The organism is Maribacter sp. R86514 (assembly GCF_044597005.1).
In the GTDB taxonomy this organism is placed as follows: domain Bacteria; phylum Bacteroidota; class Bacteroidia; order Flavobacteriales; family Flavobacteriaceae; genus Maribacter.
Genome location: NZ_CP138999.1, coordinates 3,459,578 through 3,472,973, shown reverse-complemented (window position 1 = coordinate 3,472,973; position 13,396 = coordinate 3,459,578). Strand labels below are relative to the sequence as shown.

Annotated in this window: 10 protein-coding genes and 1 pseudogene; 8 read left to right on the top strand and 3 right to left on the bottom strand. The window is 36.0% G+C overall.

The genetic code is table 11. The features are described 5' to 3' along the window. Complete coding sequence (locus SJY30_RS15190; protein WP_396632978.1) at positions 1–1,950, top strand: amylosucrase; 1,950 nt, start codon at positions 1–3, stop codon at positions 1,948–1,950. On the opposite strand, the pseudogene SJY30_RS15185 reads toward SJY30_RS15190, so the two are convergent. From SJY30_RS15185 to SJY30_RS15175, 3 genes and pseudogenes are all read right to left on the bottom strand, one after another. Next, positions 1,928–3,062: pseudogene (locus SJY30_RS15185) on the bottom strand (ATP-binding protein). The gene SJY30_RS15190 and the pseudogene SJY30_RS15185 overlap by 23 nt on opposite strands. A gap of 197 nt (positions 3,063–3,259) precedes the next feature. After that, positions 3,260–4,012 carry an SDR family NAD(P)-dependent oxidoreductase gene (locus SJY30_RS15180; RefSeq protein WP_396632977.1) on the bottom strand — a complete coding sequence of 251 codons (753 nt, stop codon included), beginning with the start codon at positions 4,010–4,012 and terminating at the stop codon, positions 3,260–3,262. Positions 4,013–4,024: 12 nt separating this feature from the next. Then, positions 4,025–4,888, bottom strand: coding sequence for an aldo/keto reductase family oxidoreductase (locus tag SJY30_RS15175; protein WP_396632976.1), 864 nt, complete (start codon positions 4,886–4,888; stop codon positions 4,025–4,027). A gap of 171 nt (positions 4,889–5,059) precedes the next feature. On the opposite strand from SJY30_RS15175, the gene SJY30_RS15170 reads away from it, so the two are divergent. The 7 genes from SJY30_RS15170 to SJY30_RS15140 all read left to right on the top strand — a co-directional run bounded on the left by SJY30_RS15170 (position 5,060) and on the right by SJY30_RS15140 (position 13,396). Next, the gene (locus SJY30_RS15170; protein WP_036157390.1) at positions 5,060–6,061 is read left to right on the top strand and encodes a MoxR family ATPase; all 1,002 of its coding nucleotides are present in this window, start codon (positions 5,060–5,062) and stop codon (positions 6,059–6,061) included. A gap of 138 nt (positions 6,062–6,199) precedes the next feature. Further along, a complete protein-coding gene (locus SJY30_RS15165; RefSeq protein ID WP_036157393.1) occupies positions 6,200–7,066 on the top strand; it encodes a DUF58 domain-containing protein in 867 nt (288 codons plus the stop codon). A 5-nt stretch (positions 7,067–7,071) separates the two neighbouring features. After that, positions 7,072–8,733 (top strand): hypothetical protein, encoded by a 1,662-nt coding sequence (locus SJY30_RS15160; protein ID WP_396632975.1) that lies wholly within the window; start codon positions 7,072–7,074, stop codon positions 8,731–8,733. Next, positions 8,734–9,732: a vWA domain-containing protein gene (locus SJY30_RS15155; RefSeq protein ID WP_396632974.1), complete on the top strand. Its 999-nt coding sequence runs from the start codon at positions 8,734–8,736 to the stop codon at positions 9,730–9,732. It abuts the gene before it with no gap. Between the two features lies 1 nt (position 9,733). Further along, the gene (locus SJY30_RS15150; protein WP_396632973.1) at positions 9,734–10,780 is read left to right on the top strand and encodes a VWA domain-containing protein; all 1,047 of its coding nucleotides are present in this window, start codon (positions 9,734–9,736) and stop codon (positions 10,778–10,780) included. Then, positions 10,773–11,612 carry a tetratricopeptide repeat protein gene (locus SJY30_RS15145; protein ID WP_396632972.1) on the top strand — a complete coding sequence of 280 codons (840 nt, stop codon included), beginning with the start codon at positions 10,773–10,775 and terminating at the stop codon, positions 11,610–11,612. Before SJY30_RS15150 ends, SJY30_RS15145 begins: the two co-directional genes overlap by 8 nt. 59 nt (positions 11,613–11,671) lie before the next feature. Continuing rightward, on the top strand, positions 11,672–13,396 hold the full coding sequence (locus SJY30_RS15140; protein WP_396635337.1) for a BatD family protein: 1,725 nt from the start codon (positions 11,672–11,674) through the stop codon (positions 13,394–13,396).

The following is a 13,396-nucleotide window of genomic DNA, read 5'->3' as shown; positions in this document are numbered from 1 at the left end:
ATGAATCAAGCTGAATTACACCGGTTGTTGGCTTTAAAAAGTCAAAAGAAAAAAGGTGGAATACCCTTAACTTCTTCATATGAACAAAGATTAGCTACTAATCTTTCGCTTATTAAAACGCAGTTTTTTTCATTATATAAAGAGAAAGAGCATAAAGCATTTTTCTACACCCTTTTAGATACATTAGAAACGCTTTTTAAAGACCGACCTACAGAACTACAAAAACAAGATATTACACGTTTAAATTCTGGGAATTGGTACCAAAGTGAGCAAATGGTCGGTATGCAATTGTATGTTGACCGGTTTAACAAAGACATTAACGGTCTCAAAGAAAAGATACCTTACTTTGAAGATTTAGGTATTAATTTTCTTCACCTAATGCCTATAACCACAAGACCTGCTGGTGAAAATGATGGTGGTTATGCAGTGAATAGCTACCATGAGATCGATCCTAAATACGGCACAAGAAAAGACTTTTTAGCTTTCAGCAAAAAGGCACGTGAAAATAATATGTTTTTAATGCTTGATTTTGTTGTCAACCATACTTCAGATGAGTTTATATGGGCAAAGAAAGCCAAGGCGGGTAGCCAACACCATCAAAATTATTATTACACTTATTCTGACCGCCATATACCTGACGAGTTCGAAAAGTCCTTACCTGAAATATTTCCACAATCGGCACCGGGCAATTTTACCTACAATTCAGAAATGGAAAAATGGGTTATGACCTGTTTTAATAGTTATCAATGGGATTTAAATTATAGGAATCCGGAGGTATTTATAGAGATGCTTGGCAACCTAATGTCTCTTGCCAATTTGGGGGTAGATGTTATCCGTTTTGATGCGCTTGCTTTTCTCTGGAAAAAATTAGGGACATCATCACAAAACTTACCAGAAGCACATACGTTAATTTCACTATTTAGAATGTGCCTACAGGTAATTGCACCAGGTGTTATTCTTTTGGCGGAAGCTATTGTTGCTCCTAGGAATATTATAAAATATTTTGGCGAAGACACCACGGAAGGTAACGAATGTGAAGTAGCTTATAATGCTTCTTTAATGGCTTTATTATGGAATTCAATTGCAACCAAAAAAGCTTCTTTATTAGTAAAAAGTGTGAACGAGATCCCAGTAAAACCCAATGATGCTACTTGGATTAATTACATTCGCTGCCATGATGATATCGGTCTTGGTTATGAGGATGATATTGTACGTGCTACGGGCTATGACCCTGGCGCCCACAAAGAATTTATTTTAAACTATTACTGCGGCAAGTTAGAATGGTCTCCTGCCAAAGGTTTGATGTTTATGTACAATCCTAAAAACGGTGATGGTAGAATTACGGGCAGTGCCGCTTCTCTACTAGGCCTAGAAACCGCCCTAGAACAAAACAATAAAAATATTATCGACTATGCCGTCACTAAAATATTAATGATGCACGGTATTATTTTAACCTACGGAGGCATACCTATGATATATGCCGGAGATGAGATCGCTACCTTAAACGACTATTCTTATGAGCAAAATGAAGATCATGTAAATGACAATCGTTGGGTAAATAGACCAATGCAGAATTGGGGTGTTGTTTCAAAATTGAAAAGTAAAAAAAATAGTCCGTCTACCATAATATATAACGGGATTAAGAATATGATTCGCCTACGAAAAGAGCAGACCGTATTTGCTGATACAAACAATCTTAAGGTTCATGGTTGCCCTAACGAGCATGTATTTGTCTTTCAAAGAACCCATGAAAATGAAAATATCTGGGTGTTGTCCAATTTTAATGAGGTTACAGAAACTTTAAATATAGGCTGGTTGCTTTCTATTGGTATTCACGCCGGTAAAAATTCTATTGATTTACTTACCGGAAAATCATTTGAACTTATTCATAACGAATTGCCTCTAAAACCCTACGAACAACTCTGGATTAAGAATATTTCACCTTCCTAAGCACACGAAGCGCTTCTTTTAGCGAAGCATTTATTCTTGGGTATTTAGGCTTTAAAATCTGCCTAGCTTTTTCCATGCGTTCTTTTGCCTCTTCAAATCCGTTAAGAAAGCATATTAAATATGAATCTGCCAGGTATTTCAATTGCTTTACTTCTGCAATTGTTAATTCGGTATTTTTCTTTGCTTTTGCTACCAAAGCGTTATTACTCTTATAAATCTTTTTCAACTCATCCTCGTCATGTATTGGAGGATTAAAAAGTAAATCGCTCGTAATTTGATAGGTGCCGTTTTCACTGAAATTTATAACTACTTTCTCTAATGGATAATATTTTTGTTTCGAAGCCAAACCAAGCTGTACATATTCAATAGTTGTAAATGAATCATTGTCATATGTAATGGTAACCTCATCTAAATTAGAGTAGAATAATTTTACCTGCTCATTTATTAATTCAATATCTACCCTATAGAAATAGGTTTCTCCGTTCACTACTTTTTTATTGCCGCCAACACACTACAAATTGTTCTTTAAAAACCTTGTAGTCACTTTCTAAATCTTTATGGCGGTGATTTAAAAAGTCTATGACTCCATCTAAAGTAAGCTCAATATTGTTTTTTGCATGTTGTTCGATGGTGGCAACCGCCTCAGAGTTAGTATCTTTCAACTCAATATCAAACACTTTTGGTAAACTTATACTACCCTCCCTAAAAAAAACAGACCCTCCATAATATTTCCAGATGTTCTTTCTAAGGGAGCATATTTTTCCAATAGATTTTATGGTCACCAACCCCACAACTTTACCCTCTGGCAAATGCGGAAATGGAATATTCTCGTATGAAATCAATGGCGGATTATCTAAATAGGCATTTACTAAATTTTGAATCTTACTATCATCAAAAAAGTCTACACCTACTATTTTATTATCCTCATCTTCAACGCCAATTACTATGAAAGAATTATTGGCAGGATTACTATTTGCCAAAGCACAAACATGCTTTAAAAACTTACCCTTACCTTCTTTCTCGCCAATAGAAATAAATCGCTTTTTGTCGTAAAAACTGTTCTCGTCATTATGAGCGAGCAAGTTTTTTACCAATAGGCGTTTATTGATCATAGTTTTAATTTTGGCTTTTGGCTTTTGGCTTTTGGCTTTTGGCTTTTGGCTTTTGGCTTTTGGCTTTTGGCTTTTGGCTTTTGGCTTTTGGCTTTTGGCTTTTGGCTTTTGGCTTTTGGCTTTTGGCTTTTGGCTTTTGGCTTTTGGCTTTTGGCTTTTGGCTTTAAAAGATTTTATTCTAAAATCTTTTCATGACATCACTTTTTATCTACAATAGTTGAAGATGCTTGTGCTGTTGGCATTACTACCAAATCCGCAATATTTACATGATATGGCCTTGTGACTACAAAATGAATGATATCTGCTATATCTTCTGGTTTTAAAGGCTGGAATCCCTTGTAAACCTTATCCGCCTTATCTTCATCTCCTTTAAAGCGAACATTACTGAACTCTGTCTCTACCAATCCCGGATTTACTGCACCAACACGCACTCCAGTGCCGTTCAAATCTATACGCATTCCCTGATTAATGGCATCTACCGCATGTTTGCTTGCACAATACACATTGCCTTTAGGGTAAACTTCTTTGCCTGCAGTAGAACCTATGTTGATAATATGACCGGATTTACGCGCTACCATTTGTGGAATTACCGCTTTAGATACATACAGCAAGCCTTTAACATTAATATCTAACATGGCATCCCAATCATCAATGTTTCCCTCTTGAATGGTATCCATTCCATGGGCATTACCTGCATTGTTTATTAGAATATCTATCTCTGCAAATTCTTTTGGCAACGAATCAACAGCTTCTTTAACCGAAGCCTTGTTTCTAATATCAAAATTCAGGGTATGTACTTGTACATGTTTAACAAGTTCTTCTTTAAGGGCATCTAGCCGATCTTGACGTCTACCACACAATACCAAATCTATACCGTTTTGGGCAAAATGAATCGCGGTGGATTTTCCAATTCCGCTTGTAGCTCCTGTAATAAATGCTGTTTTTGTCATTTTTAATTATAATTATGCAACTTCATGGCCTTCATTGGCTTCTAGCAAGATAAACCAATCTTGTACATCCATTTCTATTGAAACAGCTTCCATTGCCATTTTCAATCGTTTTGGCGTTGACGTACCTACCACTGGGTGTATTTTAGATGGATGTTTTAAAATCCAAGCCAGTAAAAGTTGATCTTCTGTGGCATTATATTTTTTAGTAAAATCCGCCAGTACCTTTTTAATCCTTGTATTTGCTTTGGAGGTTTCTTTGAAATAACCACCAAGAGGACTCCAGCTCATTGCTAGCCTATCAAACGTAATACAATCATCTAAAGTACCATCGTACATTACTGTGTTAGAAGACAATGAAAACTCTACCTGATTTGCTTCTACCTGTATTTCCCTTTCTAAAAGTTGAATTTGAGATGGGCTGAAATTCGACACTCCAAATTGACTGATCTTTCCATCATTTCTCAATTTATCTATAGCTTCCGCAATTTCTGAAGGGTTTATCAAAGGACTAGGCCTGTGTAATAATAGCATATCTAAATGATCTGTCTGTAGCATTTTTAAAGAACGCTCTACAGATGATACTATATAATCTTTGCTATAGTCATAATGCTTAACCCTATTTGATCGTTCTTTTACATAGAACTGAATTCCACATTTACTGATCAATTGAATATCTTCCCTTTTAATTTCACTTTCTTTTAATGCTTTACCGAAATCTTCTTCATTGGTATAATCACCATAAATATCGGCATGATCAAAAGTAGTAATGTTATGGTCAATGCAATGATTCATAAGTGATATCATATCTTTGGTAGCAAGTTGTTTACCCCATTTACCCCAGGTCATAGTACCTGCTATTATTCTAGAATATTTCAATATATTGTATTTTGATTGATAAAATTAAAAAGAAATCCCTTAAAACGTTCATAAAAATAAGGGGTTTTCCAATTTTTTAACCTATCATTAACAGCGACTGAGTGAATAAATTTTCAATTTGCGTAACTGTTAAAATTAGAAGCCTTAACATTCAATAATATATAGTTTTAAATGGAAGAAAATACTTCAATTGACATTAGTGCTGTTAACGAGAAAATAGCAAAAGAAAGCGCTTTTATCGATTTACTGATGCTTGAAATGAATAAAGTAATCGTTGGCCAGAAATATATGGTAGAACGATTATTGATCGGACTCTTAGGCCAAGGTCATATATTGCTGGAAGGTGTACCTGGTTTGGCAAAAACCTTAGCGATAAACACTCTTTCTAAAGCTGTAAAAGGTAGTTTCAGCAGAATTCAGTTTACACCAGATTTACTTCCGGCAGATGTTGTGGGTACATTGATCTACAACATGAAACTTAACGATTTCTCTATAAAGAAAGGTCCAATATTCGCAAACTTTGTTCTTGCAGATGAGATTAACCGTGCACCTGCCAAAGTACAATCTGCACTTTTAGAGGCAATGCAAGAAAAGCAAGTGACCATTGGTGACGAAACTTTTATTCTTGACAAACCTTTCTTGGTAATGGCAACACAAAACCCTGTTGAACAAGAAGGTACCTATCCGTTACCTGAAGCACAAGTGGATCGTTTTATGCTGAAGACCGTTATAGATTATCCAAAAATAAACGAGGAGCAGTTGATTATGCGCCAAAATTTAAAAGGTAGCTACGAAACTGTAAACGCCGTTGTATCCATAGAACAAATACTTAGCGCACAGAAAGCTGTTCGTGAAGTTTACATGGATGAAAAAATTGAAAAATATATTCTTGACCTTGTTTTTGCTACAAGATATCCTGAGAAATATAACTTAGAAAGCTTAAAACCATTGATCAGCTTTGGCGCATCGCCAAGGGGTAGTATCAACTTAGGTACCGCTGCCAAATGTTATGCTTTCATAAAAAGAAGAGGTTATGTTGTACCAGAAGATGTACGTGCCGTTGTTCTAGATGTTTTAAGACACAGAATAGGTATTACATATGAGGCAGAAGCAGAGAATATTACTTCTGTTGATATCATCAACAAAATTGTAAACGAGATAGAAGTACCTTAAACGCCCACTAATCTCCAAAGAGGGGAATATTTACTCATTTATTCTTAGGGGTGTAATAAAGAACAATGCTTAAAATTACCGTTTCACATATATTTTTAACCGCAATCAAATCTCCTATAGGGGCTAGAGCGCTGTATTATGGATACTAAAGAGCTACTCAAAAAAGTACGGAAAATTGAAATAAAGACAAGACGTCTTTCCGACCATATATTTGGTGGGGAATACCACTCTACTTTTAAGGGTCGTGGTATGACTTTTAGTGAAGTACGACAGTATCAATTTGGCGATGATGTTAGAAATATAGACTGGAACGTTACCGCCCGTTATAACGAACCTTATATAAAGGTTTTTGAGGAGGAACGAGAATTGACCATGATGCTAATGGTAGATATTAGCGGCTCTGAATTATTCGGCACCACTAATCAGTTTAAAAATGAAATCGTTACTGAAATATCGGCTACACTTGCTTTTAGTGCCTTACAAAACAATGATAAAGTAGGTGTTATTCTGTTCTCTGACCAAATAGAACTTTTTATTCCTCCTAAAAAAGGAAAGACCCACGTTCTACGTATCATTAGAGAATTATTGGAATTTAAACCAAAAAGCAACAAAACAGATATTGCTCAAGCCATGAAATTTTTGAGTAGTGTCATGAAAAAGAAAGCTATTGTTTTTGTTTTATCTGATTTTATTGACGACGGATATGAAAAAACACTCAAGATTACGGGTAGCAAGCATGATTTAACCGGAATTCGTGTTTATGACGAACGTGAAGAATCTATACCAAATTTGGGTATGGTACAGGTAGAGGATGCTGAAACAGGAAAATTACAATTGGTAAACACCAAGTCTAAAAAAGTACGTAACGCTTATGCTGAATATCATAAAAACCGTGTTACTTACTTTAAGGAGTCTTTTACAAAATCTGGATGCGGAGTTTTAGATTGTAGGGTAGATGAAAGCTATGTAAAGAAATTATTGGGCTATTTTAAAAGAAGAGGTTGATACGAATGATTATTACTAATAAAACAAATGAAAAATGTGTTTCGTGGTGTAAACGAATTTCACCTCTATTCGTATTCCTACTATTCATCTTTGAACTTTCTGCACAAGAAACACCAAACATTACAACTGAGGTTGATACAACTTTTATAAAAATTGGTGAGCAGGTTCAATGGAAAGTTACTGTGAATATCGACTCCACAGATTTTGTTATTTTCCCTGAAGGGCAAACGTTTTCTCCTCTAGAAACTGTAGAGGCTTTTGCTACGGACAGCACTAGAAAAAAAGATAGACTAACGCTTCAAAAAATATACGCCCTTACCCAGTTTGATTCTGGAGCTTACAAATTACCTGCACAAAGAATCGATATTAACGGAGTAGGTTTTATGACAGATTCCTCAATGATCAATGTAGCTACTGTACCTGTAGATACATTGAATCAGAAAATGTATGATATTAAACCCTTAATCAATGTAGATAAAAGCAATTATGCTCTTTGGAAGTACTTGCTAATAGGTCTGTTGGTATTATTAATTTTTGGTGGACTCCTTTATTGGTTTGTATTCCGAAAAAAGCCACTTACCGAAGAAGAAAAAGTAGCACTTTTACCACCATATGACAGAGCGTTACTAGAATTAAAACGATTAGAAAATTCTAGATACCTAATACAAGACGAATACAAAGAGTACTATTCTGAATTGACCACCATTGTACGTTCATACTTAGAGGAAGATGCTCACGTAACCGCAATGGAAAGTACTACCGGACAACTCATTGAAAAATTAGAGCTTTTAAAGGATGCCGGCGAGTTAAATTTAGAAGACGATACTATAAAGCAGTTTCAACAAATACTACAGACGGCAGATTTAGTGAAATTCGCTAAGAACAAACCTTCTACCTCAGTTGCTGAACATGATAGAAAGCTGGTTGAACAGATTGTTGAAAAAACGCACGAAGCGCTACCAGAACCCACAGAAGAAGAGTTATTAGAACAAGCGGAATACCAAGAAGAACTTGAACGTAAGGCAAAAAAGAAGAAAATTAAAATAGCGGTAATTTCCACTGTTGCACTAATTTTAATTGGCATTACCATTGCAGGAGTTAAATTCGGATTCGGCTATTTAAAAGACACCGTTTTAGGCCACCCTACCAAAGAACTTTTAGAGAGCGAATGGGTTCGTAGCAGCTACGGTTTTCCACCAATACAGTTAGAGTCTCCGCAAGTTTTGGTACGACAAGAAATAAAACTACCTCCAGAAGCCAAAGCTACCATAGAAGACGTGCAGGCCTTTGAGTACAGAAGTCCTATCGCGCTATTTAACATGGGCACCACTAGTATTACGTTAGCACAAAAAGAAACAGAGCCAGAGTTTGACAAGACCATTGAAAAAATTCTATCCAATTTTGAGGATCAGGGAGCAAAAAACATTATCACCAAGCAAGAAGAATTTAGTACCATAAGCGGTGTTAAAGGAGTGAAAGTTTTTGGTAGTGGCAATTTTCCAATGCCTGGGTCAGAAGAGTTATTAGAAGGAGAATATACAGTACTACTTTTTGGAGGTAAAGGATTTCAACAATACGTAATTCTTACTTGGCTTAAAGACGACACGTACGCACAAGAAATAGTTGACCGAATCTTAGCATCGGTAGAAGTAAAAACAGAAGCATAAATGTTAGAGAATATATCATTTGCAAATCCTGATTTCTTTTGGCTGTTCTTATTACTGCCATTGGCAATTGTGTGGTATATCTTTAAACAAAAAGAGCAAACCGCATCATTACGTATATCAAGTGTAAAAGGGTTTAGCTACAATAGCATTTTACCTAAATTTAAACCTGCGTTATTCATTCTACGCTTGTTGGCTTTGGCTGCAATTATCACAGCTCTGGCAAGACCACAGACAGAAGATATTTCTACCCGCTCTAAAACTACAAAGGGTATAGATATTGTCATGGCCATAGATGTTTCTTCTAGTATGCTGGCAAGAGATTTAAAACCAAACCGACTTTCTGCACTTAAAGACGTGGCGGCAGATTTTATTAAAAATAGACCTAATGATCGTATAGGTATTGTTGCTTATGCAGGTGAAGGTTATACCAAAACACCTATAACCACAGACAAAGCTATTGTACTTAATGCGCTTTCAGAAATCTCATACGGACAATTAGATGACGGTACTGCCATTGGTATGGGACTAGCAACTTCCGTAAACCGCTTAAAAGACAGTAAGGCAAAAAGTAAAATCATCATATTATTGACCGATGGGGTAAATAATTCTGGTTTTATAGAACCGCAAACCGCATCTGACCTGGCACTAGAATTCGGTATTAAAACCTACACTATTGGTCTTGGTACAAATGGCAATGCCCTTTCACCTGTTTCATACAATCCTGATGGTTCTTTTAGATTTGGAATGAGACAGGTAGAAATAGACGAAGAGTTATTAAAAGATATTGCCAATACAACCGGAGGTAGATATTTTAGAGCTACCGATAATGAGTCTTTAGAGGAAATCTACGAAGAGATCAACAAACTAGAAAAAACCGAGGTAGAAGAATTTAAATACTACCGCTACGAAGAAAAATTTAGAATTTGGATATTGTTAGCAGGAGGATTGCTTTTGTTAGAATGGATTTTAAGAAACACGCTTTTTAGAAGCTTTGTATAATATGATACAGTACGACGAAAAAATATATTTTTATTTACTCTTTATCATACCGGTGATAATAGTGCTGTTCCTTTTGTTATTGATATGGAAAAAAAGAACGCAAAAGAAATTTGCAGATGCTGACCTTTTAAAAAGGTTAACACCTAACCGTTCCTATAACAAAGGGGGTTTAAAACTGGTCGTTTTCATACTTGCATTGGCATTATTGATTATAGGTTTGGTCAACCCAAAAATTGGAACAAAATTAGAAACAGTAAAGAGAGAAGGTGTAGATATCGTATTTGCGGTAGATGTTAGTAAAAGTATGCTAGCGGAAGATATTGCACCTAACAGAATTGAGAAAGCCAAAAGATTAGTTTCTGAAATTATAAATCAATTGGCAAGTGACCGTATAGGAATTATAGCCTACGCCGGTCAAGCATACCCACAACTACCCATTACAACTGATTACGGCGCAGCAAAAATGTTCTTACAAGGTATGAATACAGACATGCTTACGTCTCAAGGTACCGCTATTGATCAAGCTATTGAATTGGCTACTACATATTATGACGATGTAGAGCAGACCAACCGTGTATTGTTCATTATTTCTGATGGGGAAGACCATTCTGAAGGGTCTACATTAGATGCCGTAGAAGATGCCGTTGATGAAGGTATTATCATTTATACTATTGGTGTAGGTAAGGAAAAAGGAGCACCAATACCTATCAAAAGAAACGGAATTTTAGAAAGCCTGAAAAAAGATAGTCAAGGTGAAACCGTAATCACAAGATTAAACGAAAGTGTTTTAGCGGATATTGCAAGTGAAGGAAATGGTGAATATATAGATGGCTCTAACACAGATACCGCAGTAGAGTATATAAAAGAAGAATTGTTGAAAATGGACAAGAAGGAATTTGAAGCCAAACAATTCGCAGAATATAAAGATCAGTTTCAGTGGTTTATTGGCGGGGCATTGTTGCTTCTCTTTTTAGATATTTTTATCTTGGACCGCAAGACAAGCTGGTTAAAGAAACTCAATTTGTTCAATGAGAAAAGAAATGAATAAAATAAGCACAGTACTATTATTGTTTTTTGTTTGCTTGTCATCTTTTGCTCAAGAGGTTGACGAGAAAGAAAAAGAGAAAGCCCTAAGGTCATCTACGAACTATACATGGGATGCCAATAAGGCATTATCAGAAGATGATTTTATTGCGGCAGAGGTGGATTATAGAAAAGCAATTTCCAAAAGTGCTGATAATAGTGCAGCTCCTTATAATTTAGGGAATGCATATTACCAAAATGAAACGTATAATGAAGCCTTTGGCAGGTTCAAGGAAGCCGGGGAAGCTTCTACCTCTAAAGCTGACAAGCATAAGGCTTACCATAATATGGGTAATGTTTTTATGAAGCGTAAAGATTATGCAAAAGCGGTTGAAGCCTATAAAGAGGCCTTACGCAATAATCCTACCGACGAAGAAACCCGTTACAATTTAGCTTTGGCCAAAGAGCTTTTGAAAAAAGACAAAGACGATAAGGATAAAGACAAAGACGACAAGGACGAAAACAAAGACCAAGATCAAAAGGACGAAGGGGAAAACGAGGATAAAAAAGATCAAGGCGAAGACGGTGACAAGGGAGACGAAGGTGATAAAGATGAGGAGAAAAAAGACGATGGTAAAGATGGTGAAGGTGATAATGAATCTGACCAAAAGAAAAAACCTGAACAAGGAGAAGGAGATAACGAGCAAAATCAACAACAACCTAAACCTAATCAACTATCTAAGCAGCAGGTAGAGAATTTATTGAGAGCCATGCAAAATGCAGAGAAAAAGGTTCAAGATAAAATAGATGCCAAAAAGGTAAAAGGTGCTAAAATTAAAACCGAAAAAGATTGGTAGACTTTAAATCCATAACAAAACTTGGGTTAGTATTAACCGTTTTTCTATCATCTATATGGATGATGGGCCAAAATAACAACGGAGTAACTTTTGAAATGAAACTGAGCAAACCAAAGCTTGGCCTAAACGAAAGATTACGTGTTGATTTTGTCATGAACCGTGATGGCGATAATTTTAGTCCGCCAGATTTCAACGGATTCAAAGTAGTTATGGGACCTTCTCAATCTATTAGTTCTTCATGGATCAATGGTGTAAGAAGCTATTCTAAATCATATTCCTATACACTGGCACCGACTGCAAAAGGTAAATTTTCTATAAAACAGGCTTCTATTGTTATTGATAGTGAGACCTATAAATCTCTAGCGCAAGATGTTGTAGTTACTGCAGCCGTTGACAAACCTAGTGATCAAATGACCGCAGATGATGTAGCCGATGAAAATCTACATTTGGTTGCCGAGGTTTCAAAAACTAATCCGTATTTGAACGAAGCTATAACCGTCATTTATAAACTATATGTGAGTCCAAATATCAGCGTATCCAATTACCAGCCTTTAGATAACCCTACCTATAATAATTTTTGGAGTCAAGATATTAAGGTAAACGGGCTTAGCGCACAAAATGGCACTTATAAAGGAAAGCCATACAGGTATGCTATCTTAAAACGCGTTGTTCTTTACCCACAAAAATCTGGGAAATTAAATATTGAACCCCTTTCTCTTGATGTTACGGTAGACGTACCTACCGGAAGAAGAGATTTCTTTGGTCAAAAAATGTATGCCCAAACAAACAAAACCGTTTCTGCCGGTAATAGAACGATTAATGTAAAGCCTTTGCCATTAGATAACCAGCCTGCAGATTTTAATGGTGCCGTTGGTGATTTTGATTTTGCAGTAACCACAAGTAAGACGAGCTTGAATGCAACAGAATCTTTGCAAGCTACCGTAGAGGTAAGCGGTAAAGGAAATTTGAAATTATTTAAACTACCGGAACTTGAATTACCAAGCGCATTGGAGGTTTATGAACCTGAGTTCACAGAAGGCGTAAGAACCAATTTGGCAGGTATGCAGGGTAAGGTGAGCAATCAATATACCATTGTACCTTCTTTTAGAGGAAAGTACCCAATCTCACCTTTGAGCTTTAGTTATTTTAATCCGTCCACCGGAAAATATACCACGTTAACATCCGATGAAATCGTTATTAATGTCTTAGAAGGTCCGTTAAACGCATCATCCAGTACCAATGTAAGTTCCAATAGTAACAAACAAGCTGTGGTAAGTAGCGGCAATGAATTCAACTTTATAAAATTAAAACCTAATTTAACAGGTAAAACAATTTCATATTTCTTTGGCTCAACATCCTTTTATATATGGTTATTATGCCCTTTACTTCTTATTCCTATAGCAATAATCTTTAGAAAGAAAAGAGATGCCATTGCAGGTGATGTAGTAGGCAATAAAATTAGAAAGGCAAACAAGCTTGCACGAAAATATTTATCTGCAGCAAAAAAACAATTAGGTAATAAAGATTCTTTTTACGTAGCACTTGATCGCGCACTTCATAACTATTTAAAAGCAAAATTAAAGATTGAAACCTCTGAGTTCAGCAAAGATAAAATTACAGAATTACTCACAGCGAAACAGGTAGACGAGACTACCGTAGAAAGTTTTATTGCACTTTTAAAGAATTGCGAAGCGGCTAGATATAGCCCTTTCTCTAATGTACAAATGCAAGCCGACTATGACAAAGCTAGTGAGGTGATCTCTATAATGGATAAACAATTATAA

Coding starts and splice junctions, on each gene's coding strand:
- SJY30_RS15190 (WP_396632978.1), top strand. CDS start 1: ATGAATCAAGCTGAATTACACCGGTTGTTGGCTTTAAAAAGTCAAAAG.
- SJY30_RS15180 (WP_396632977.1), bottom strand. CDS start 4,012: ATGACAAAAACAGCATTTATTACAGGAGCTACAAGCGGAATTGGAAAA.
- SJY30_RS15170 (WP_036157390.1), top strand. CDS start 5,060: ATGGAAGAAAATACTTCAATTGACATTAGTGCTGTTAACGAGAAAATA.
- SJY30_RS15165 (WP_036157393.1), top strand. CDS start 6,200: ATGGATACTAAAGAGCTACTCAAAAAAGTACGGAAAATTGAAATAAAG.
- SJY30_RS15160 (WP_396632975.1), top strand. CDS start 7,072: ATGATTATTACTAATAAAACAAATGAAAAATGTGTTTCGTGGTGTAAA.
- SJY30_RS15155 (WP_396632974.1), top strand. CDS start 8,734: ATGTTAGAGAATATATCATTTGCAAATCCTGATTTCTTTTGGCTGTTC.
- SJY30_RS15150 (WP_396632973.1), top strand. CDS start 9,734: ATGATACAGTACGACGAAAAAATATATTTTTATTTACTCTTTATCATA.
- SJY30_RS15145 (WP_396632972.1), top strand. CDS start 10,773: ATGAATAAAATAAGCACAGTACTATTATTGTTTTTTGTTTGCTTGTCA.
- SJY30_RS15140 (WP_396635337.1), top strand. CDS start 11,672: ATGATGGGCCAAAATAACAACGGAGTAACTTTTGAAATGAAACTGAGC.